Annotated in this window: 18 protein-coding genes and 5 tRNA genes; 15 read left to right on the top strand and 8 right to left on the bottom strand. The window is 59.5% G+C overall.

What is annotated here, in order from left to right:
* Positions 1–58: 58 nt before the first annotated feature.
* A complete protein-coding gene (locus OKC30_RS01900; protein ID WP_160837311.1) occupies positions 59–466 on the bottom strand; it encodes a Spy/CpxP family protein refolding chaperone in 408 nt (135 codons plus the stop codon).
* 199 nt (positions 467–665) lie between these two features.
* On the opposite strand from OKC30_RS01900, the gene pncC reads away from it, so the two are divergent.
* The 10 genes from pncC (at position 666) to OKC30_RS01850 (ending at position 7,870) form a co-directional block, all read left to right on the top strand.
* Complete coding sequence (gene pncC, locus OKC30_RS01895; RefSeq protein ID WP_029313644.1) at positions 666–1,157, top strand: nicotinamide-nucleotide amidase; 492 nt, start codon at positions 666–668, stop codon at positions 1,155–1,157.
* 80 nt (positions 1,158–1,237) lie between these two features.
* Positions 1,238–2,302: a recombinase RecA gene (gene recA / locus OKC30_RS01890; protein ID WP_043154135.1), complete on the top strand. Its 1,065-nt coding sequence runs from the start codon at positions 1,238–1,240 to the stop codon at positions 2,300–2,302.
* A gap of 41 nt (positions 2,303–2,343) precedes the next feature.
* Entirely contained in the window at positions 2,344–2,850 is a 507-nt protein-coding gene (locus tag OKC30_RS01885; protein ID WP_160837309.1) for a regulatory protein RecX, read from the top strand.
* A gap of 272 nt (positions 2,851–3,122) precedes the next feature.
* Complete coding sequence (gene alaS, locus OKC30_RS01880) at positions 3,123–5,747, top strand: alanine--tRNA ligase (RefSeq protein WP_102949060.1); 2,625 nt, start codon at positions 3,123–3,125, stop codon at positions 5,745–5,747.
* A gap of 16 nt (positions 5,748–5,763) precedes the next feature.
* Positions 5,764–7,011, top strand: a complete 1,248-nt coding sequence (locus OKC30_RS01875) for an aspartate kinase (protein ID WP_010672822.1) — start codon at positions 5,764–5,766, stop codon at positions 7,009–7,011.
* A gap of 93 nt (positions 7,012–7,104) precedes the next feature.
* Complete coding sequence (gene csrA / locus OKC30_RS01870) at positions 7,105–7,293, top strand: carbon storage regulator CsrA (RefSeq protein WP_005315760.1); 189 nt, start codon at positions 7,105–7,107, stop codon at positions 7,291–7,293.
* Between the two features lie 212 nt (positions 7,294–7,505).
* Positions 7,506–7,598 (top strand) — tRNA-Ser (locus OKC30_RS01865).
* A 4-nt stretch (positions 7,599–7,602) separates the two neighbouring features.
* A tRNA-Arg gene (locus OKC30_RS01860) sits at positions 7,603–7,679 on the top strand.
* A 10-nt stretch (positions 7,680–7,689) separates the two neighbouring features.
* Positions 7,690–7,766 (top strand) — tRNA-Arg (locus OKC30_RS01855).
* Positions 7,767–7,793: 27 nt separating this feature from the next.
* A tRNA-Arg gene (locus tag OKC30_RS01850) sits at positions 7,794–7,870 on the top strand.
* Between the two features lie 329 nt (positions 7,871–8,199).
* Here the strand turns inward: OKC30_RS01850 and pbpG are convergent.
* From pbpG to pepA, 6 genes are all read right to left on the bottom strand, one after another.
* Positions 8,200–8,985 (bottom strand): D-alanyl-D-alanine endopeptidase, encoded by a 786-nt coding sequence (gene pbpG, locus OKC30_RS01845; protein ID WP_270809085.1) that lies wholly within the window; start codon positions 8,983–8,985, stop codon positions 8,200–8,202.
* Positions 8,986–9,163: 178 nt separating this feature from the next.
* The gene (locus OKC30_RS01840) at positions 9,164–9,829 is read right to left on the bottom strand and encodes a DedA family protein (RefSeq protein WP_010672956.1); all 666 of its coding nucleotides are present in this window, start codon (positions 9,827–9,829) and stop codon (positions 9,164–9,166) included.
* Positions 9,830–9,847: 18 nt separating this feature from the next.
* The gene (locus tag OKC30_RS01835) at positions 9,848–11,140 is read right to left on the bottom strand and encodes a hemolysin family protein (RefSeq protein ID WP_270663529.1); all 1,293 of its coding nucleotides are present in this window, start codon (positions 11,138–11,140) and stop codon (positions 9,848–9,850) included.
* 424 nt (positions 11,141–11,564) lie between these two features.
* Positions 11,565–14,429: a valine--tRNA ligase gene (locus tag OKC30_RS01830; RefSeq protein WP_160839304.1), complete on the bottom strand. Its 2,865-nt coding sequence runs from the start codon at positions 14,427–14,429 to the stop codon at positions 11,565–11,567.
* 65 nt (positions 14,430–14,494) lie between these two features.
* Positions 14,495–14,950 carry a DNA polymerase III subunit chi gene (locus OKC30_RS01825; RefSeq protein WP_010672959.1) on the bottom strand — a complete coding sequence of 152 codons (456 nt, stop codon included), beginning with the start codon at positions 14,948–14,950 and terminating at the stop codon, positions 14,495–14,497.
* Positions 14,951–15,119: 169 nt separating this feature from the next.
* A complete protein-coding gene (gene pepA / locus OKC30_RS01820; RefSeq protein WP_010672960.1) occupies positions 15,120–16,631 on the bottom strand; it encodes a leucyl aminopeptidase in 1,512 nt (503 codons plus the stop codon).
* Positions 16,632–16,803: 172 nt separating this feature from the next.
* Between pepA and lptF the strand changes: the two genes are divergently transcribed.
* Together lptF and lptG are read left to right on the top strand one after the other, a co-directional pair.
* A complete protein-coding gene (lptF, locus tag OKC30_RS01815) occupies positions 16,804–17,916 on the top strand; it encodes an LPS export ABC transporter permease LptF (protein WP_270663534.1) in 1,113 nt (370 codons plus the stop codon).
* Positions 17,917–17,941: 25 nt separating this feature from the next.
* On the top strand, positions 17,942–19,012 hold the full coding sequence (gene lptG / locus OKC30_RS01810; RefSeq protein ID WP_160839302.1) for an LPS export ABC transporter permease LptG: 1,071 nt from the start codon (positions 17,942–17,944) through the stop codon (positions 19,010–19,012).
* A gap of 144 nt (positions 19,013–19,156) precedes the next feature.
* Here the strand turns inward: lptG and OKC30_RS01805 are convergent, their stop codons facing one another.
* On the bottom strand, positions 19,157–19,669 hold the full coding sequence (locus OKC30_RS01805; RefSeq protein WP_010672963.1) for an RDD family protein: 513 nt from the start codon (positions 19,667–19,669) through the stop codon (positions 19,157–19,159).
* A gap of 143 nt (positions 19,670–19,812) precedes the next feature.
* On the opposite strand from OKC30_RS01805, the gene OKC30_RS01800 reads away from it, so the two are divergent.
* The 3 genes from OKC30_RS01800 (at position 19,813) to OKC30_RS01790 (ending at position 22,082) form a co-directional block, all read left to right on the top strand.
* Positions 19,813–19,897 (top strand) — tRNA-Leu (locus tag OKC30_RS01800).
* Between the two features lie 113 nt (positions 19,898–20,010).
* Positions 20,011–21,030, top strand: a complete 1,020-nt coding sequence (locus OKC30_RS01795; protein WP_109112152.1) for a tyrosine-type recombinase/integrase — start codon at positions 20,011–20,013, stop codon at positions 21,028–21,030.
* Between the two features lie 98 nt (positions 21,031–21,128).
* On the top strand, positions 21,129–22,082 hold the full coding sequence (locus OKC30_RS01790; protein WP_270663535.1) for a hypothetical protein: 954 nt from the start codon (positions 21,129–21,131) through the stop codon (positions 22,080–22,082).
* Positions 22,083–22,089 lie beyond the last annotated feature (7 nt).

The raw sequence follows: 22,089 nt of genomic DNA, 5'->3' as shown, positions 1-22,089 counted from the left end.
AGGAGAAATAGCATCCCCGCACGGATGCGGGGATGGGAGAGCGGGGAGAGTGTCGCCCTCAGTACATGGCTTCGTCGCCGCTCAGCATCTCGTGCAGCTTGGCTTTCTGCTCGGGCGTCAGCACCCGGCTCACCTCGAAGAGGTAGTGGGCGCGATGGTAGCGGGCCTCGGCCTGTACGTCGCTGATGGTCTGCAACTGCTTTCTCGCCGCCACTTCATCCCACTTGCCGGACTTGATCATGTTGACGATGACATCCTGGCCGATTGCGTCGAGCTTGATAGAGCCCAGCTCCCTGGTGACCTGCTCGCGCAGCCCCTTGATCTGCTCCGCCTGGGCGCTGGAGAGGTTCAGCTCCTGGGTCAGGGTGGTCTCGCTCTGCAGCTCGGCGGTGCCCTCGGTGGCAAAGGCATGGGTGGCGATACACATTGCGAGGGCTGTCATGGCGACGTTGAACGGATGCATCATCCGGCTTTCTCCTTGGTCTGATGGGATGGAAACCGCATGCATGGCGGTGTTGGAACATGATAACGAGCAGCCATGTACTGGAGCTTAAGCGACGACAACTTGCTGACGCAGTGGCCCCGGGGTCGGTTGCCCGAGGGGCGGGGCAACTGCATAATGAGCGCCATATTTCGCCTGGAAAAGGCTGGAAGAGGAGGCGATGATGGGACTTGAAGCAGAGATCTCCCGCTTATCCCGGGAACTGGGCGAGGCACTGCTGGCCAGAGGCTGGCTGGCCGCCACGGCGGAATCCTGCACCGGCGGCGGGGTTGCCACTGCCATCACGGATACTGCCGGCAGTTCTGCCTGGTTCGATCGCGGTTTCGTGACCTACACCAACGAAGCCAAACAACAGATGCTCGGCGTCAGCATCGACAGCCTGTTGCGCCACGGCGCCGTCAGCGAACCCGTGGTGCTGGAGATGACCCGGGGCTGCCTGGCCCGCTCCGATGCGGGTATCTGCGTGGCCATCAGCGGTATCGCCGGGCCTGGTGGTGGCAGCGAGGAGAAACCGGTCGGCACTGTCTGGTTTGCCTGGGCAGATCGTACCGGTCGTCACCACTCCCTGCTTGCCCGTTTCGATGGGGATCGCCATCAGGTGCGCCAGCAGGCGGTCAGACAGGCCTTGTCCGGACTCCTGGCACTGCTCAAATAAATTGGGCTTGATACTGTATGCATAAACAGTATACTTAGCCCAACTTCACTTCTTACTCACGATTCCCAGCGGAGATTGGCATGGATCAGAACAAACAGAAGGCACTGGCGGCTGCGCTGGGCCAGATCGAAAAGCAGTTTGGCAAAGGCTCCATCATGCGTCTGGGCGACAGCAAGACCATGGATATCGAAGCCATCTCCACTGGCTCTCTCTCTCTGGACGTGGCGCTGGGGATCGGTGGTCTGCCGTGCGGTCGTATCGTCGAGATCTACGGTCCGGAATCGTCCGGTAAAACTACGCTGACCCTGCAGGTGATCGCCGAAGCCCAGAAGAAGGGCAAAACCTGTGCCTTCGTCGATGCGGAGCACGCACTGGATCCTATCTATGCCGCCAAGCTGGGCGTCAACGTCGACGACCTGCTCATCTCCCAGCCGGATACCGGTGAACAGGCACTGGAGATTTGCGACATGCTGGTGCGCTCCAATGCCGTCGACGTCATCATCGTCGACTCCGTGGCGGCCCTGACCCCGAAAGCGGAAATCGAAGGCGAAATGGGTGACTCCCACGTCGGCCTGCAGGCCCGACTGATGTCCCAGGCGCTGCGTAAATTGACCGCCAACATCAAGAACGCCAACTGCCTGTGCATCTTCATCAACCAGATCCGGATGAAGATTGGTGTCATGTTCGGCAGCCCGGAGACCACCACCGGTGGTAACGCTCTGAAGTTTTACGCCTCCGTGCGCCTGGACATCCGTCGTACCGGCGCCATCAAGGAAGGGGACGAGGTGGTCGGCAACGAAACCCGCGTCAAGGTAGTGAAGAACAAGGTGGCTCCTCCCTTCAAGCAGGCCGAATTCCAGATCTTCTATGGTGCCGGCATCTCCAAGGAGGGCGAGCTGGTGGATCTCGGCGTCAAGCACAAGCTGATCGACAAGGCGGGGGCCTGGTATAGCTACAACGGCGAGAAGATCGGCCAGGGCAAAGCCAACGTGATGAAGCTCTTCTCCGAAAACAAGGCACTGGCTGCCGAGGTGGAAGTGAAGCTGCGCGAGCTGCTGCTCTCCGGCGCCGCGCCGGTGGAGGAGAAGGCCACGGCTGCCGAATACGCCGAGTTTGAAGCCGAAAACGAACAAGAGTTCGAATAAGGAATGAGGAAAGGCCGGGTTGATACCCGGCCTTGTTGTTTATGGTGGATGAATCAGTGAACGAGCCGGGCGAGCCCGTCGAATTGACCTTTGAAGAGCTGGTCGTCGCCGCCCGCGCCTTTGCCATGCGTAGTCTTGCCCGCCGCGAAAGTGCGGAGTCCGAGCTGGCCAGACGCCTGCGTCAGAAGGGATTCGAGGAGGAGGTGGTCGCCGTTGTACTCGAGCATTGCCGTGGCTATGGCTGGGTCAATGACGATCGTTACGGTGCCATGGCGGTGCGGGCCGGTGCGGCCAAAGGCCATGGTCCGCTCAGGATCCGCTTCGACCTGCGCCGCAAGGGGCTGGATGACACCCAGATCGAGGCTGCCCTGGATCAACCCGAGCTTGATTGGTTCGAACTGGCGCTTGCGTTGTTGTCGCGTCGGGCAAAGGCGACCGACCTTGCCGACTTCAAACTGCGCATGAAGTGGCTCAAATATCTGATGGGGCGTGGTTTTACCCAGGAACAAGCCCGTTACGCCCTCTCAGCCATGCAAGGTGAGCAATAGTGGCGCGCCGAGGTTGAACACCTATAGCAACTGGCGTGCGGTACGGCTGGTGGGGAATATCAGCCCTTCGCCGGGTCTGTCGATGGCGGCCCTGTGGTCGAGCGAGGCATCCTGAAGCCCCCCTGTTGTGACGTCCTTGCGGGTGCTGCTGCTAAACGCTGGCCCCTTGGGGGCTATTTCACCCGCCAAGGGTTCCCACGTTTTACTTTACCCTGCAGAAAACTTACATTAATGCGGTTAAAAGTCCGTATTCGAATCAAGCAGGATTTTCCATGTACATGTCCACGTCAGAGATTCGCGCTGCGTTTCTCGAGTATTTCCGCACCCAGGGACACCAGGTTGTCTCTTCCAGCTCGCTGGTACCGCACAACGATCCGACCCTGCTGTTCACCAACGCAGGGATGAACCAGTTCAAGGACGTGTTCCTTGGCGCCGACAAGCGTGCCTATCACCGTGCCACCACGGCCCAGCGTTGCGTGCGGGCTGGCGGCAAGCACAATGACCTGGAAAACGTCGGCTATACCGCCCGTCACCACACCTTCTTCGAGATGCTGGGCAACTTCAGCTTCGGTGACTACTTCAAACAGGACGCCATCCGGTTTGCATGGGAATTCCTGACCGGTACCCTCAAGCTGCCCAAAGAGCGCCTGCTGGTGACCGTCTACGCGACTGACGACGAAGCCTTCGACATCTGGGAAAAAGAGGTCGGCGTGCCGGCCGATCGCATCGTGCGCATCGGTGACAACAAGGGTGCTCCTTATGCATCCGACAACTTCTGGGCCATGGGTGATACCGGCCCATGTGGTCCCTGCACCGAGATCTTCTACGACCACGGCGATCACATCTGGGGTGGCCCTCCCGGTTCACCGGACGAGGATGGCGACCGCTTCATCGAGATCTGGAACGTGGTCTTCATGCAGTTCAACCGTCAGGCTGACGGCACCATGGAGCCGCTGCCCCGTCCGTCCGTGGATACCGGCATGGGTCTGGAGCGTATCTCCGCCATCATGCAGGGAGTGCACTCCAACTATGAGATCGACATCTTCCAGGCGTTGATCAAGAAGGCGGCCGAGATCGTCGGCACCACGGATCTGAGCAACCAGTCCTTGCGCGTCATCGCGGACCACATCCGTTCCTGCGCCTTCCTGGTGGCTGACGGTGTCATGCCCTCCAATGAAGGTCGCGGCTACGTGCTGCGCCGCATCATCCGCCGCGCCGTGCGTCACGGCCGCAAGCTGGGTGCTACCGACGTCTTCTTCTACAAGCTGGCTGCCGAGCTGGCCGTGCAGATGAAGGATGTGGCGGCGGAACTGATCGCCCAGCTGCCGCTGGTCGAGCGAGTGTTGCGCATCGAGGAGGAGCAGTTCGTCCGCACGCTGGACAGAGGTCTGCTGCTGTTGGAAGACGCCCTGGCCAACCTCGGTGATGCCAAGGTGATCCCGGGTGAAGTGGTGTTCAAGCTCTATGACACTTACGGCTTCCCGGCCGACCTGACCGCCGATGTGGTGCGCGAGCGCGAGATCGGCATCGACGAAGAGGGCTTCAAGGCCGAGATGGAGAAGCAACGCGCCCGCGCGAAAGAGGCTTCCAGTTTCGGCGTGAACTACAACGACGTGCTGAAGCTCGATTTCGAGACCCCCTTTACCGGTTACAAACAGCTGAGCCAGAACACCCAGGTGGTCGGTATCTACAAGGATGGTGTCGAGGTCAATGGCCTCATCGCTGGTGAAGAGGCCGTGATCGTGCTGGCGGAGACCCCCTTCTATGCGGAGTCCGGCGGTCAGGTGGGTGACAGCGGCATCCTCAAGGTGGATGACGGCATCTTCGCCGTCACCGACACCCAGAAAGCGGGCAAGGCGATCATCCACAAGGGCTATCTGGAACTGGGTACCCTGGAGAAGGGAGCCGAGGTCGAGGCCGTGGTCGATGGCGACCGTCGTCAGGCCATCGCCCTTAACCACTCCGTGACTCACCTGCTGCACGCGGCCTTGCGCCAGGCGCTGGGTGAGCACGTGACCCAGAAAGGATCCCTGGTGGGCGCCGAGCGCATGCGCTTCGACTTCTCCCACTTCGAAGGGCTGACTATGGCGACCATTCGCCGGATCGAGGAGCTCGTCAACGCCCAGATCCGTGCCAACCACGAGGTGGCCACCCAGCTGATGGGGCTGGAAGAGGCCAAGTCAGCCGGTGCCATGGCGCTGTTTGGCGAGAAATATGAAGACGATGTGCGTGTGGTACGCATGGGCGACTACTCCACCGAGCTGTGCGGCGGTACTCACGCCAAGCGCACCGGTGACATCGGCTTCTTCAAGATCATTGCCGAGAGCGGCATCGCGGCTGGCGTGCGTCGTATCGAAGCGGTCACCGGCAAGAGCGCCATCGATCTGATGCACCAGCTGGGTGAACAGATCGAAGAGGCCGCCGCGCTGGTGAAGGGCGATCAGTTCTCCATCGCCGACAAGGTTCGCCAGGTACTGGACAAGGCCAAGATGATGGAGCGCGAGCTGGAACAGCTCAAGGCCAAGCTGGCGGCGCAGGCGGGTAACGACCTGCTGAGTCAGGTCATCGACATCAATGGCCAGAAGGTGCTGGTTGCCGCCCTGGAAGGGGTCGACCCCAAATCCCTGCGCGGCATGCTGGACGAGCTGAAGAACCAGATGAAATCCGGTGTCGTGCTGCTGGCAACCAGCAGTGATGGCAAGGTCAACCTGATCGCGGGCGTGACCAATGACCTGACCGGCAAGGTCAAAGCTGGTGAGCTGGTCAATCTGGTGGCCCAGCAGGTGGGTGGCAAGGGCGGTGGTCGTCCCGACATGGCACAGGCGGGTGGTACCCAGCCTGAGGCGGTGCCGGCGGCGCTGCAATCCGTTCACTCCTGGCTGGAAGAGCGCCTGTAAGCGGGCGAGGTGATCTGTGGCACTCTATGTACAGAAGTACGGTGGCACCTCGGTCGGCACTCTGGAGCGGATCGAGGCAGTTGCTGAGCGGGTTCAACTGACCCGTGCCCAGGGACATGACGTGGTGGTGGTGGTCTCCGCCATGTCGGGCGAAACCAACCGGTTGCTGGGCATGGCCCAGCAGCTGGACCAGGATGCCAACCGGCGCGAGATGGATGTGCTGATCTCCACCGGTGAGCAGGTCACTATTGCACTGCTGGCGATTGCGCTCAACAAGCGCGGTTGCCCCGCAGTCTCGATGACCGGTGATCAGGTCCGCATCCACACCGACTCCGCCTATGGCAAGGCGCGCATCACCCGTATCGACACCGAGCAGGTGGAAGCCGCACTCGGTGCCGGCAAGGTGGTGGTGATTGCCGGTTTCCAGGGGCGCGATGAGCACAATGCCATCACTACCCTGGGCCGAGGGGGTTCGGATACCACCGCCGTGGCCGTGGCTGCGGCCATCAAGGCCGATGAGTGCCAGATCTTTACCGATGTGGACGGGGTGTATACCACGGATCCGCGCATCGAGCCCAAGGCGCGTCGCCTCGATACCATCACCTTCGAGGAGATGCTCGAGATGGCGAGTCTCGGTGCCAAGGTGTTGCAGATCCGTTCGGTCGAGTTCGCGGGCAAGTACCGCGTGCCGCTAAGGGTGCTGTCGAGTTTCGTCGACGGAGAGGGAACCTTAATCACATATGGAGGTGAGAGGATGGAAGCCCCCCTGGTATCCGGCATTGCGTTCAATCGCAACGAGGCCAGCCTGACCATTCTGGGTGTGCCGGACAGGCCGACCGTGGCCGCGCAGATCCTGAATCCGATCAGCGACGCCAACATAGATGTCGACATGATAGTGCAGAACACCATGGGGGATGGTACCGCCGACTTCACCTTCACGGTGAATCGCGATGATTATCGCCGGGCCCGCGCCTTGCTGGAGGAGACCGCCAGCGAGCTGGGGGCCGCCTGCGTGCAGGGCAACGGAGAGATCGCCAAGGTCTCCATCGTCGGGGTCGGCATGTGGAATCATCCTGGTGTAGCGCGCACCATGTTCAAGGTATTGGGTGAGGAAGGGATCAACATGCAGCTGATCTCCACCTCTGAAATCAAGATATCCGTGGTGATTGACGAGAAGTACCTGGAGCTGGCCGTGCGTTCGTTGCACTCGGCGTTCGGGTTGGATCAAGAGCCTCATGAGCAGCCCTTGGGAAACAATCCCTGATTGATTTAGTTTCAACCATTTACCATATCGGTATCTTTGTAAGATAATGGCGCATATCGATATAAATACAAAACAGGATACAGGAGCAAGCGAATGCTTATTTTGACTCGTCGTGTAGGGGAAACCCTGATGATTGGTGACGAAGTAACCGTTACCGTACTGGGCGTAAAAGGGAACCAGGTTCGTATCGGTGTGAATGCACCGAAAGAGGTTTCCGTACACCGCGAAGAGATCTACATGCGGATACAGGCCGAGAAAGTCCCGGGCCAACCGAATTTCTAAGCCATTTCATGGCTGCCTGAAGGCGACATCCCGGATGTCGCCTTTTGTTTTTCAGGGGCCTGCAAATCGGCCTGCAGAGCGCGTAACTACTGGGTAAGTGTCGATATTGCTTGAATATTCCACTCTTTGGCCAAATGCTGAGCGAACGCTCTGTTTTCTCCAAAAAAGTGTTTGACTAAAAATCCCTGTGAAGTATTATCAGCCCCGCAAACGGAGAGGTGGCCGAGAGGCTGAAGGCGCTCCCCTGCTAAGGGAGTATGCGGCTTATACCCGCATCGGGGGTTCGAATCCCCCCTTCTCCGCCATTTTGCGCCCGTAGCTCAGCTGGATAGAGTACCTGGCTACGAACCAGGTGGTCAGAGGTTCGAATCCTCTCGGGCGCACCAGCTGTTNNNGGCGCCCGTAGCTCAGCTGGATAGAGTACCTGGCTACGAACCAGGTGGTCAGAGGTTCGAATCCTCTCGGGCGCACCATATTTCAAGCAGTGCAACAAGTTGTGAGCGCCCGTAGCTCAGCTGGATAGAGTACCTGGCTACGAACCAGGTGGTCAGAGGTTCGAATCCTCTCGGGCGCACCATACAGACAGCCTCGACGTCAGTCGGGGCTGTTTTTTTATGGGCGATTTCCTCCTCCCCATCATGGGGTTGTCTCTCTCGTATCCTTCTCCCTGACGCCTCCACGGGGGACGGTTCCCCCTTGCTGCACGTGCCCCCGGGTGACCACTCTCGACGTATCTTGCCTGGCAGGCTGCTGACGCAGCCCGTGGCCGTGCCTGTGGCGACCTGGGGGCCCGAACCATGCGCATCTATGCTGTACGGGGCTGGCGCCCTCTGGCGGCCTGCTGAGGCATTTGGCAGGCAATAAAAAAGGATGCAGCGGCATCCTTTCATGTCTTCGTGGAGAGAATCAGCTTTTCAGCCACTTGCGGATGCGGTTGGCATCCCCGATAGGGGTGCGTTTGCCCACCGAGTTGAGCAGTACGATGGCGAGCTCCTGACGATCCGGTTTGGCACGCATCAGCAGGCAGCGGCCCGCTTCGTCGGTATAGCCTGTCTTGGAGAGGCGTACATCCCAGTCCGGGTTCTTCACCAGCGGGTTGGTATTGTTGAACATCAGGCTGTAGGCCGGCTTGCGAAAGCGCATCTCCCTGCTGGTGTCCTGGGTGAATTCACGGATCAGCGGCTGTCGATAGGCCGCAGAGAGGAGCTTGGCCAGATCCTGGGCGGTGGAGACGTTGCGGGTGGAGAGACCGGTGGAGTCATAGTAGCGGGTGTTGCGCATGCCGAGCTGTCTGGCCTTGTTGTTCATGGCGCGGATGAAGGCCTGGCGACCCCCCGGGTAGTGGCGGGCAAGCGCCGAGGCCATGCGGTTCTCGGAGGACATCAGCGCCAGATGCAGGGCGTCGCGGCGGCTGACCTGGGTGCCCATGCGCACCCGTGAATAGGTGTGCTTGATGTTGTCCCTGTCGTTCTGATCGATGGTCAGGGTCTGATTGAGGTTCTGGCGGGCATCCAGCACCACCAGCGCCGTCATCAGCTTGGTGAGGGAGGCGATGGGGCGCACCCGGGTGGGGTTTTTCTGATACAGGGTCTTGCCGGTGTTGACGTCCATCACCAGGGCACTGCCCGATTTGAGCTGCAGCTTGGCCGGGTTGGGGGTCGCCAGGGCTGTCTGCGAACCCAGCAGTCCCATCAATCCACCTACCAGCGCGATTGCGCGAATCCAACACCCCATACAACCAACTCCATCCACAGCGAAAAAAGGCGCTAGATTCACTCATTTTTGTCCCTGCTTTACAAGAGCGAGCAGGGGGAATTCGCCACTATTTTCCATAAAAAAGGGCCGCCTGTGGGCGACCCTGTGGTTTGTCTCACTCTCTGGAGACGCCGGGCTTGCGTCTGCTCCACCAGCGCCAGACCAGAGCGATGAGGCCGCCCACCAGCAGCACGACCGGCAGGTAGAGAATGACGCTGAGAAACTGGGACTCATACTGCGCGGCCAGCTTGGTGTGGCTCAGGTAGTAACCCAGCCCGACCAGGGGGCAGATCCACATGATGGAGCTGATCAGGTTGACCACCAGGAAGCGCCCCTGGGGGATCTCGTTGGCGCCGACGATATAGGGGTAGGCGGTACGCACGAAGGCGATGTAGCGGGCGGTGATCAGGGTGATGATGCCGTACTTGTTGAGCAGGTAGTGCACCTTTTCCTTGTGCTTGTCATCGAGATGGGACATCAGCCTGTGATACATCCGGGTGTGGCCGAGGAAACGCCCCTGCATGTAGCCAAGCCAGGTACCGACGAAGGTCGCCATGATCAGCAGCGGGACCACCGCCATCGGCAACACCCCCTGATAGATCAGCACGCCGGTCAGGATCAGCAGGGTATCCCCTGGCAGGAAGGCGGTGGGGATAAAGCCATTCTCGAGCACCAGGAAGGTCAGCAGGACGACATAGACCATGAAGACCATCTTGGGATCAGAGAGTGTCGCCAGATCCTGATGCATAAAGGCGTGAGCCAGGTGGTAAAACTGCTCCATACATGCAAACTCCGCAGGTTAGCTGGGTTGGTCGGTCAAGGGCATGGCAAGTACCTTGTCGATGCGCAGGCCGTCCATATCCACGATTTCCAGTTGCCACTGTTCCAGGGTGACCAGGTCTCCGATCTGGGGAAGGCGGCCAAGGAGCAGCATGATAAGCCCTCCAAGGGTGTGATAGTGATGTTTTTCTTCTTCCGGCAGACGAACCAGCTCCAGACAGTCCTTCAATTCTGGCAGTGGAATGAGGCCGTCGAGCAGCCAGCTGCCGTCGGCGCGCTGGAAGGCCCAGTTGTCCTCCCCATCTTCCTGCTGGAAGTCGCCGGCCAAGGTTTCCAGCAGATCCTGCTGGGTGACCAGCCCCTGCAGCTCGCCATATTCGTCCACCACCAGCACCATGTGCTCGGAGTGGGTACGGAAGTGGTTGAGCAGCTCCAGGCCATTGAGGGTCTCCGGCAGCAGGCTGCCGTCCTGGGTCAGCGCCGCCAGATCGATGGGCTCTCCCTTGATGTAGGCGTGCAGCACCTTGCTGACGTTGAGGATGCCGACGAGATCCGACAGGCTGCCGTCACAGACAGGGAAGAAGCTGTGGCGATACTCCACCAGACGTTGGAGGTTCACTTCCAGCGGCAGTGACAGGTCCAGATAGCGGATGTCGCTGCGCGGCACCATCAGGGAGGCCAGGCTGCGTTCGTCGAGGCGGAACACGTTGCGCAACATAGTGTGCTCATGGTCCTCGATCACCCCCGCTTCGGAGCCCTCCACCAGCATGGCGTGGATCTCCTCCTGAGTGACGTTGTTGCTGCTGTGCTGATCGACCCGCAGCAGCCGCAGGCTGGCGTTGGTGGAGGCGGAGAGCAACCAGACGAAGGGACGGGTCAGGGTCGCCAGCCAGAGCATGGGGCGGGCTACCAGACAGGCGATGCGCTCGGCGCTGAGCTGTCCGAGGCGTTTGGGCACGAGCTCCCCTACCACGATGGAGAGATAGGTGACCAGCACGACCACGATGACGGTGGCGAGCAGGCTGCTGCTCTTGGGGGAGAGCCCCCACTCCTGCAGCCAGAGGGCGAAGGGCTGGGCCAGCAGGGACTCGCCATAGATACCGTTGAGCAGACCGATGCTGGTGATGCCGATCTGCACGGCGGAGAGGAAATGGGTCGGATCTTCCCCGAGCTTGAGGGCGATGGCGGCGGAGCGGCTCCCTTCGCTCGCCATTTTGGCGAGACGTGCCTTGCGTGCCGTCACGATGGCGATTTCCGACATGGCGAAGACGCCATTGAGCAAAATCAATCCAAACAGGATCAATATTTCCATACTGCAGCAGCACTCCCGATAGAAAAGACCGCTGGCAGTGTAATGAATTTGCGGGCTCTGCGCTTGTGAAAGGAGGTGATTTGGCTCGTGAATTTTTGAATATCGCCCCGGCGGGAGGGATAAAACCGCGGGGCAGGAGAGGGAGAGCTGAACCCCTGACATGAAAAAGCCCCCGATAAACGGGCAATGCTGTTCACTTAAGAGAATTTGAGTTCCAGTCCACGTAGTATCAGGACAAAAAAGCGAGGGAGGCATGATGCCTCCCTCTTTCTATTACAAGCCCCGCTGGATAAAGGCTGGAGGAAGATCGACTGGACACAGCCTTGCCCCCTCAACTCAAATCCAATTTATGAATAATCAGTCAAAAAAGTGCTTATCTGAACAGCATTGCGATAAACGGGGGCTTGTCATGTTGCGCTGTGGCTTAGAGCGCGGCGATCTCGGCCTGCTGGGCTTCCAGCTTGGTCAGCTGGAGACGGTAATCTTCCAGCTTCTCGCGCTCCTTGATGATGACCGCTTCCGGCGCCTTGGCGACGAAGGCTTCGTTGCCGAGCTTGCCTTCGATGCGGCCGCACTCGCCCACCAGACGGGCCACCTCTTTGGCCAGACGGGCCAGTTCGGCTTCCTTGTCGATGAGACCGGCCATCGGGATCATCAGCTCGGTGGCACCGATCAGCTTCTTCACCGACAGCGGGGCGGTTTCACCTGCGCCAAGCACGCGGATGGATTCCAGACGGGCCAGGGATTTGAGGAAGGCCTCGTTGCCCTGAGCGCGCTGGGCATCCTTGGCATCGCACTGGAGCAGCACGTTGAGGGGCACGCTCGGGGCCACGTTCATCTCGGCGCGGATGTTGCGGATGCTGACGATGAACTCCTTCACCCACTCCTGATCCGCCATCGCGGCTTCGTCCACCTTGGCGGCGTCGAATTCCGGGAAAGCCTGAATCATGATGGTGTCGGCGTGTACGCCAGCCAGCGGGGCGACCGATTTCCAGATGGTCTCGGTGATGAACGGGATGATCGGGTGAGCCAGGCGCAGCAGGGTCTCGAGGACGCTGACGAGGGTGTGGCGGGCAGCGCGCTGCTCGGCCTCGGAGCCCTTGGTAAGTACCGGCTTGGTCAGCTCCAGATACCAGTCACAGAACTGGTTCCAGATAAATTCGTACAACACGCCGGCCGCGATATCGAAGCGGTAGGTATCGAGGGCGGTACGGAAGTCACGGATGGCCACTTGCAGCTGGGACTGGATCCAGCGATCCGCCAGGCTGAACTGCATCTCGCCACCATTCCCTTGCGAAGAGAAGCCACAATCCTGATCTTCGGTGTTCATCAGCACATAGCGGGAGGCGTTCCACAGCTTGTTGCAGAAGTTGTTGTAGCCATCCAGGCGCTTCATGTCCCAGTTGATGTCACGACCGGTGGAGGCCAGCGCCGCCAGGGTGAAGCGCAGGGCGTCGGTGCCGTGGGCATTGATCCCTTCCGGGAACTGCTTGGCGGTGCGCTTGGCGATCTTCTCGGCCATCTGCGGCTGCATCATGTTGCCGGTGCGCTTCTCCAGCAGGTCTTCCAGGGAGATGCCGTCGATCATGTCGAGGGGGTCCAGCACGTTGCCCTTGGACTTGGACATCTTCTGGCCTTCTTCGTCACGGATGAGGCCGGTGATGTAGACGGTCTTGAACGGGACTTGCGGCTGGCCGTTCTCGTCCTTGATGAAGTGCATGGTCATCATGATCATCCGGGCAATCCAGAAGAAGATGATGTCGAAGCCGCTCATCAGCACGTCGGTCGGGTGGAAGGTCTTGAGTGCCTCGGTGTTGTTCGGCCAGCCCAGGGTGGAGAAGGTCCACAGGGCGGAGCTGAACCAGGTGTCGAGCACGTCTTCGTCCTGACGCAGCACGGTCACGGACGGGATGCTGTGCTTGGCGCGCACTTCCTCTTCGTTGCGGCCCACGTAGACGTTGCCGGCATCGTCATACCAGGCCGGGATGCGGTGACCCCACCACAGCTGACGGGAGACGCACCAGTCCTGAATGTCGCGCATCCAGGAGAAGTACATGTTTTCGTACTGCTTCGGCACGAACTGGATGCGGCCATCTTCCACCGCCTCGATGGCGGTCTTGGCCATGGGGGCCACGCGCACGTACCACTGGTCGGTCAGCATGGGCTCGATGGGCACGCCGCCGCGATCGCCGTAAGGCTGTTGCAGCACATGATCCTTGATCTCGGCCAGGAGGCCGAGCTCGTCCAGCTTGGCAACGATGGCCTTGCGGGCGGCGAAGCGCTCCATCCCGGCGAACTCGGTCGGCAGGGCGGCGTCATAGGCGGTGCTGGGGTTGCCATTGGTATCGACCACTTCGGCCTCGGCACGCACGTGAGCGTCCAGGGTGAAGATGTTGATCATCGGCAGGTTGTGGCGCTTGCCCACTTCGTTGTCGTTGAAGTCGTGTGCCGGGGTGATTTTCACGCAGCCGGTGCCCTTCTCCATGTCGGCGTGTTCGTCGGCAACGATGGGGATCAGACGGTTCACCAGCGGCAGCAGGATGTGCTGGCCGATCAGCGCCTTGTAGCGGGGGTCTTCCGGGTTCACGGCCACGGCGGTATCACCCAGCATGGTTTCCGGACGGGTGGTGGCGACGATCAGGTGATCCTGGCCTTCGGCGGTCTTGGCGCCGTTGGCCAGCGGGTAGCGAAGGTGCCACATGTGGCCCTTGATCTCGCGGTTTTCCACTTCCAGGTCGGAGATGGCGGTGTTGAGCTTGGGATCCCAGTTCACCAGACGCTTGCCGCGGTACATCAGGCCGTCTTCGTACAGGCGCACGAACACTTCCTGGACGGCGGCGGAGAGGCCCTCATCCATGGTGAAGCGCTCGCGCTCCCAATCCACGGAGTCACCCAGACGGCGCATCTGACGGGTGATGGTGCCACCGGACTCTTCCTTCCACTGCCAGATCTTGTCGATGAAGGCTTCCCGGCCGTAATCGTGGCGGGTCTTGCCCTCTTCTGCGGCGATCTTGCGCTCAACCACCATCTGGGTGGCGATACCGGCGTGGTCGGTACCCGCCTGCCACAGGGTGTTCTTGCCCTGCATGCGGTTGTAGCGGATCAGGGTGTCCATCAGGGTCTGCTGGAAGGCGTGACCCATGTGCAGGCTGCCGGTGACGTTCGGCGGCGGGATCATGATGCAGAAGGAGTCTTTGCTGGTGTCGCCGTGGGGCTTGAAGTAACCCTGGGCTTCCCAGTGCTGATAGAGCGCCTGTTCGATGGCGTTGTGATTAAAAGTCTTTTCCATGGTCTCGCCGTATTCTGGATGGATGGAGTCTGGTGTTGATTCGTCGTGGATCGAGGGTGGCACAGTCAGGGCTGCGCCGGATCCGGTGCGGCAAGGACGGGCTGATCCCTCATCTCGAGGGTATGGCCCGCCTGGCGATAGTGCTTGTAGCGCTCGCGGGCTTGCTGCTTTTGCGTTTCGTCAGTGGGGACAAAATCTACCACTTGAGCGAAGTGTCCTGCAAACAAAGGTGTCTGCCGGGCCAGGTTGATGAGGCAGGCATAGCGCCGCCGTGGCGGCTGATGGCCTATCTCCACCGGAGCCTGACCGCTCTCCCCCTGCAACTGGTGCGGCACGAAGCGATCGGGCGGCAACTGCCACAACAGCTCGTCCAGACGCAGGGCCTGGGCCTCGTCCTCGCACAGCAGATAGAGGTGGCCTGCGCTCCAGCCATCGGCCGCAAGTTGGCAGGCGAGGCGCTCGACGGCGGAGGCATCCGCATCATCGGGCTGGCTCATCAGGTAAAAGGTCACTTGGCTCATCAGGTCGGTCCCGTTTGGCTGTGACGGACAGCGATTGGCCGTCTTCGGGAGCCGCGTCTGGCACGGACTTCCCGGATTCTCTCAATGAAACAAGGAAGAGGCAGGCCTCTTCCTTGTGATACAGGGTAACGCCTTCTCGCATCGCTCTTCGAGTCGATGGGGAAGGGGATTACTCCTTGTCTTCGACGTCCGCCACGCCGGCCCGGTTGAGCAGGAACTGGGTCAGCAGGGGCACAGGACGGCCGGTGGAGCCCTTCTCCTTGCCGCTCTTCCAGGCGGTCCCTGCGATATCCAGGTGGGCCCAGTTGTACTTCTTGGTGAAGCGCGACAGGAAGGCGGCGGCGGTGATGGTACCGGCCGGACGGCCACCGATGTTGGCCATGTCCGCGAACGGGCTCTCCAGCTGCTCCTGATACTCGTCGAACAGGGGCAGGCGCCAGGCGCGATCGCCGGCCTGTTCGGAGGCGTTGAGCAGCTCGTGGGCCAGGGGGTTGTGGTTCGCCAAGAGGCCAGAGGTATGGTGGCCAAGGGCGATGATGCAGGCACCGGTCAGGGTCGCCACGTCGATCACGGTCTCGGGATCGTAGCGGTCCACATAGGTGAGGGCATCGCACAGCACCAGGCGGCCTTCGGCGTCGGTGTTGAGCACCTCGACGGTCTGGCCGGACATGGTAGTGAGGATGTCACCGGGGCGGTAGGCGTTGCCCCCCGGCATGTTCTCGCAGCCCGCCAGCACACCGATGACGTTGATGGGCAGCTGCAACTGGGCCAGGGCGTGCATGGTGCCGAGCACGGAGGCGGCGCCACCCATGTCGTACTTCATCTCGTCCATGCCGTCTGCCGGCTTGATGGAGATGCCGCCGGAGTCGAAGGTCAGCCCCTTGCCCACCAGCACGATGGGCTTGGCGTCGGCGTTGCCCTTGTATTCGATGATGGCCATCATGGCTTCGTTCTCGGAGCCGCGGGCCACCGCCAGGTAGGAGTTCATGCCGAGCTCGGCCATCTCCTGCTCCCCCACCACCCTGGTGGTGATGTTGTCATAGGCATCCGCCAGACGGCGGGCCTGGGAGGCGAGGTAGGCGGGATTGCAGACGTTGGGCGGCATGTTCGCCACGTCGCGGCAGATGCGCACCCCTTTCGCCACGGCCAGGCCGTGATTGATGGCGCGCTCGCCTATGGTCAGTTCCCGACGCGTCGGCACGTTGAAGACCAGCTTGCGCAGCGGACGACGTGGCTCGGCCTTGTTGGTCTTGAACTGATCGAAGCTGTAGAGGCCCGCCTTGGTGGTTTCCACCGCCTGACGCACCTTCCAGTAGGTATCCCGACCCTTGACGTGCAGCTCGGTCAGGAAGCAGACCGCTTCCATGGAGCCGGTTTCGTTCAGGGTGGTGATGGTCTTGTTGATGATCTGCTTGTACTGGCGCTCGTCGAGTTCGCGCTCCTTGCCGCACCCGACCAGCAGTACGCGCTCGCTGAGCACGCCCGGTACTTGATGCAGCAGCAGCATCTGGCCCGGTTTCCCTTCCAGGTCGCCACGGCGCAGCAGCGAGCTGAGGTAGCCGTCGCTGATCTTGTCCAGCTGTTCGGCAACCGGAGAGAGTCGGCGGGGCTCAAAAACGCCGACCACGACGCAGGCACTGCGTTGCTTCTCAGGACTGCCACTCTTTACACTGAACTCCATGGAATCTCCTACATCCTAAAGACAAAAGGCACCATTTATTGAATAATGCGGTGCTTGTTGGGGTATCAGAGGCGGAGCGAACAGTCACAGGCTCCGCAGTTCAAACTGGTAAAAATCCAATATAGGGCCCTATTTTTCAGGCATTCGACTAAAAACACAAGTTTACTTGGGAATGACTGTGATCGTTTTCCGATATTTGTTCAGGGAGACCCTGAAAACCCAGCTGGCGGTGCTGTTCGTGCTGCTGCTTATCTTCGTCAGCCAGCAATTTATCCAGATCATTGGCGATGCCGCCGATGGTGAGGTGCCGACGCGCCTGGTATCCACCCTCCTGCTGCTCAACCTGCCGAATATGGCGTTGTTGATGCTGCCTATCAGTCTGTTTTTAGCCATTCTGTTTGCTCACGGCCGTTTGTACGCTGAAAGCGAAATGACGGTGATGCACGCGGTGGGTTTCAGTCACCGTTTCATCATGGGCAGCGCCCTGGTGCTGGCCTTGCTGACCGCCGCCGTCGCGGCGTTCAATACCGGCTGGGTCGCCCCCCAGGCCAAGGAGCGGGAGTACCAGGTGATCGACGAGTTCAAGGCCGATCCCGGTATCTCTTTCCTGCAGGCCGGCCGCTTCATGGAGCTCGACAAGGGGCGCCTGGTGGCCTACATCCAGGATCTGAACGACAAGGGGTCGGAGTTGCAGAAAATCTTCGTGCTGCAACGGGCCGAGGGGGGCTCACCCCCGTCAGTGGTGGTGGCCAACGAGGGGCAGGTGACCGCCGACAGCAACGGCTTGCAGTGGCTGACCCTGAAGGATGGCTCGCGCTACGAGGGGCATTTCACCGGCAAGCAGTTCCAGGTATCGGAGTTCCGTGAATACAGCCTGGTGATCCGCCAGCAGGAGATGGAGCGATCCAACCGCAAGGCGGCGGCCAAGCCGACCCTGGCATTGCTTGGCACCCAGGACAATCAGCTGATGGCCGAATTGCAGTGGCGCCTGTCGCTGCCCTTCTCCATCCTGGTGCTCACCTTCCTGGTGGTGCCGATGGCGCGGGTCAATCCCCGTCAGGGGCGTTACGCCAAGCTGCTGCCGGCCATCCTGCTCTATCTCTCCTATTTCCTGCTGCTCAGCGCCGCCCGGTCGGCCATCGACAGCGGGCGTCTGCCCCACTGGCCCGGGATGTTCCTGGTGCCCCTGGTCTATCTGCTTCTGATAGGGTTGCCTCTCAACCTGCAGGGCACCAGCTGGTGGAACGGGGTCAAAGGGCAATTGTTCAAGAGAAAGTCAGCATGATGCTGCAACCTGGGAGTCTCTGCTGATGTTCGGCATTCTCGATAGATACATAGGCAGGGTCATCTTCATGTCGATCCTGCTGTGCGAGCTGACCCTGGTCGGGCTGGCCGCGCTCATCAAGTACGTGGAGCAGTTGAAGGCGGTCGGGGAAGGCAACTACGACATGCTCAACGCCCTCTACTACGTGCTGCTCTCCATGCCCAAGGAGGCGGTGCTCTTCTTCCCCCTGGCGGCCCTGCTCGGTGGCCTCATCGGTCTGGGCCAGCTCGCGACCAGCTCCGAGCTGGTGGTGATGCAGGCGGCGGGACGTTCCAAGATCAGCATCGTCATGGCGGCGCTCAAGACCGCCATTCCCCTGATGTTGCTGGTGGGGATGATGGGAGAGTACGTCGCACCGGCCGCCAAGCGGATGGCGGATGACATCAAGGCGGGGGCCATGTCGGAAGGGCGGCTTACGGTCTCGGCCTACGGGGTCTGGGCACGGGATGGCAACAACTTCGTCAACATCAACGGGGTGCGCAACGATGGCGCCCTGACCGGCATCACCCTCTACCGCTTCACTCCGTCCCGCAACCTGATCGACGTGGTGCAGGCGAAGGAGGGGGTGTTCGAGGATCACCACTGGCTGCTGAAACAGGTGCACATCACCCGGTTTGACGATCCCACCCGGATCCAGGACGAAGAGCATGCCCAGATGGCCTGGCAATCCGAGCTGACCCCCAAGCAGCTCGGGGTGGTCAGCATCGATCCCGAGAACCTGCCCATCTCGGGGCTGCGGGACTACATCGGTTATCTGGATGCCAACAAGCAGGATGCCGGACGCTACAAGCTGGAGATGTGGCGCAAGCTGCTCTCACCGCTCTCCGTAGTGGCCATGATACTGCTCGCCTCCTCCTTCATCTTCGGCCCGCTGCGCTCGGTGAGCATGGGGGCGCGGATGCTGATGGGGATCATGACCGGCTTCGCCGTCTATGTGAGCGACAGGGTGTTCGGCCCGGTCAGCCTGGTCTATGCGGTCCCGCCCATCCTCGCGACCATCGCACCCAGCCTGCTGTTTGGCGGCATCTCCTTCTATATCCTGAGCCGCAAGCAGTAGCGGCCTGAAGGACGGCGGGCTGCTGACAAAAGGCGGCCATTGCTCTCGATGCACCGTTTCCGTCAAGGTTCTGGGCTGCAAGCCGTCAGTTCTGGTCAACAAAAAGGGCACCTCGGGGTGCCCTTTTTCGTTGCCGTCTTGGGATCAGCGATTGAGCTGCTCCAGGTTTTCCGTCTTGCCAAGCACCACCACCTCGCACTCGGCCCAGATGTCCTGGAAGGCGCGGGGGCGGGCGCGATTGAACACACACAGCAGGTTGCCCAGGCCAAAGGCCGAGGTAGCGAGCCGGATCAGGGCCTGGGTGACGCGAATGTTGCTGCCGTCCAGGTTCTGGATGCGCAGGCGCCAGGCCCGCATGCCGATGGTCTGGCCGGCGCGGACCCAGAACCAGGTGTAGAAACCGCAGATGACGAAGGCCAGCCAGGCGCTGTAGAGGGGGCTGGTGAGCAGCCAGGCGGCATCCTTGCCCTCGGGGACGTGCGCCATGCCGGTGGCCAGCAGCAGGTGGGCCACCCCCATGCCGATGAAGCCGGCGATGATCAGCAGGGCAATCACCACCAGATAGTCATAGAGCAGGGCGCCGAGACGGCGCAGCAGACCGGCAGACGGATGCCGGGGAGCAGGCTGGAGAGGGGAGGGGGTCTTGCGCTTGGCCATGATGATTATTCCATTAATATGATGCGGGCATTCTATGTAACTGGCTTGGCATCGGCAAGGCGTTGAATAAATGAGCAAACAACGGTGGGCACAAGAAAAACACCTTGCATGGCCAAGCGCCATTCGTATAATCCCTCGCAGCTGCCCGGGTGGCGAAATCGGTAGACGCAGCGGATTCAAAATCCGCCGTAGCAATACGTGTCGGTTCGAGTCCGACCCCGGGCACCATTATTTTCCCCTGTTTGGTCAACAGGTTATAGCGCTCAAGAGCGCTCCTGCTCAAAGTTTCTGCGGTTGATAACACTCATTCATGTGCAAATCTGTGCAAGAGGTTTCAACCAATGGCAAGTATCCAAGTTCTCACTCGAAAAACCGGCAAGTCCTATCGCGTTCAGTTCATGCGTAACGGCAACCGTGTATCCAAAGTTTTTACCCGCAAAAAAGACGCAGAGCAGTTCCTGGCTCAGATCACCGTATCTGACGAGCTGGCAGATGCCTTAACCAACGTCACCCTCACTAGCACCACCATTCAACAAGCTATTCATGAGTACCTTGAACAACACAAGGGACGAGACAAGTCTGTACCCCAGCGTCTGGGCTGGTGGGTTGAACATCTTGGCGACAAGACGTTGAACAAGGTCAACCGCCAGCGGATCAAGAATGCTATCTCTATTCTGGAGGCGGAAGGGAAGGCCCCTGCGACCCTTAACCGCTACAAAGCAGCGTTGTCAGCGGTTTTTGCGTACATGTGCGATAGGTATGACCTCAAGGTAAATCCTTGCCTGGAAGTGAAGCAGAAGCGGGAAGACAATGCTCGCACACGCTTTTTGTCGGCAGATGAACTGGCTCGATTGATGAAGGCCACCAAGTTGAGCAAGTGGGAGCGACTTCATATGCTGGTTCATATGGCGTTGACCACTGGAGCACGGAGGGGCGAGCTGATCGGCCTCAAGTGGTCAGACATCAATTTCAACACGCGAACTGCTCACTTGGCGGTTACCAAGAATGGTAGTCAGAGGGTTCTGTCTCTGACTGCTGACTTGCTTACTGAGCTCTCCCAGTTTCGTGAGATTGGTGCCAGCTTTGTTTTCCCTCACCCTTCTGGCCTCAATCGACCGTTTACCGAGTTTGACTACCACTGGCAGGCTGCGAAGAAAGCTGCGTTGCTCTCTGATTTCCATTTTCACGACCTTCGACATAGCTGTGCCAGCTTGTTGGCGATGAATGGTGCCAGCATACTGGAGATCGCAGAGGTGTTAGGCCATAAGTCGATCACCATGACCCAGCGATATTCCCATTTGTGCAATGCCCACAAAGCTAAACTCACAGATCGGGTATTTGGTAACCTAATGAATTGTTAATCAATTAGGCTGTGCAGCCTAGATGTATTGAACATGTTAGCCTGAGCCCCTTGCATATATGGATGCGAGGGGTTTTTGTTTGTCTGGGGATGTTGTAGATGAGCGGTCAATATATAAGCAGTGATTTTCTAGAGGGTTTGGTTGTATGGCAAAAATCACCAGATGATGAACCCATCATCGTTGATGGAGAGGAGGGGATTCCTTACTTTTCTCCAAATGGCCGCCCGAGGCTGGCCATTATAAAAGATGGTCAATTAATAGACTCCGTATCAATCGATATCACAGTTAAAAAAGTAACGTCCGATGATGAGGTTGCGCGCCAAAATGACCAGTGTCATGTCGGAAGCTGGGAAAATAAAACCCCTCGTCTGATGGTTACAAGGAAGGTGGTTAAGAGGGCGATTCGGTATAACACAACGCTAAGGCAACTCGGATGGACTGATGAACGCCTTAAGTTGGAATTGAGCTGCCTCGCTCAAAGTTTAACTGGCGATAGTGCGACAAATCAGCCGGTGGCGGCTATCTGTACTCGAAATAGCATTTCTCCTCAGCAAGATGACATCCCATTTTTAGCGGTGGAAGCCTATGAGCATTACCAAGGTTTCGGTTCGAGAAAGGGCTTTAAAGCACCGCTAAAAAAGATAAATGAGCGGGAGCTTGCAGATACAGTGATGAGACTAGCCCTCTACATAGCGCTGCTCAATCCGTGTCTGGGAAGGCCCTGGGGAAAGCAATATACCCGGCAGGGGCAACGTCCTAATGAACGTCCTAAGACTCCTATGGAAATGACGCTGGAGTCCTTGGAGGACAGGCTGACAGACTTGCTTTGCCAAAATGATGAATGGTATCGAGATGAGATCTTGAGCTTAGAGATTTCAATAGCGTCAATCCGGCGTGATATCCAGATTGAAGAAATTCATCGGATGGCACAGCCTGATGCAGTAAAGGCCGCGAAGATCAAGCTAATGGCCTTAGGAATAGAATGTGAAACAAAGACTATTGCTCAGGAATGGACTCAATTTATTGCCAAAGCATGGGGAGTTATCCCCTAGAATGTCG

The organism is Aeromonas sp. QDB18 (assembly GCF_027705325.1).
GTDB classification, from domain to species: domain Bacteria; phylum Pseudomonadota; class Gammaproteobacteria; order Enterobacterales; family Aeromonadaceae; genus Aeromonas; species Aeromonas caviae.
This window is presented reverse-complemented; position numbering and strand designations above follow the sequence as displayed.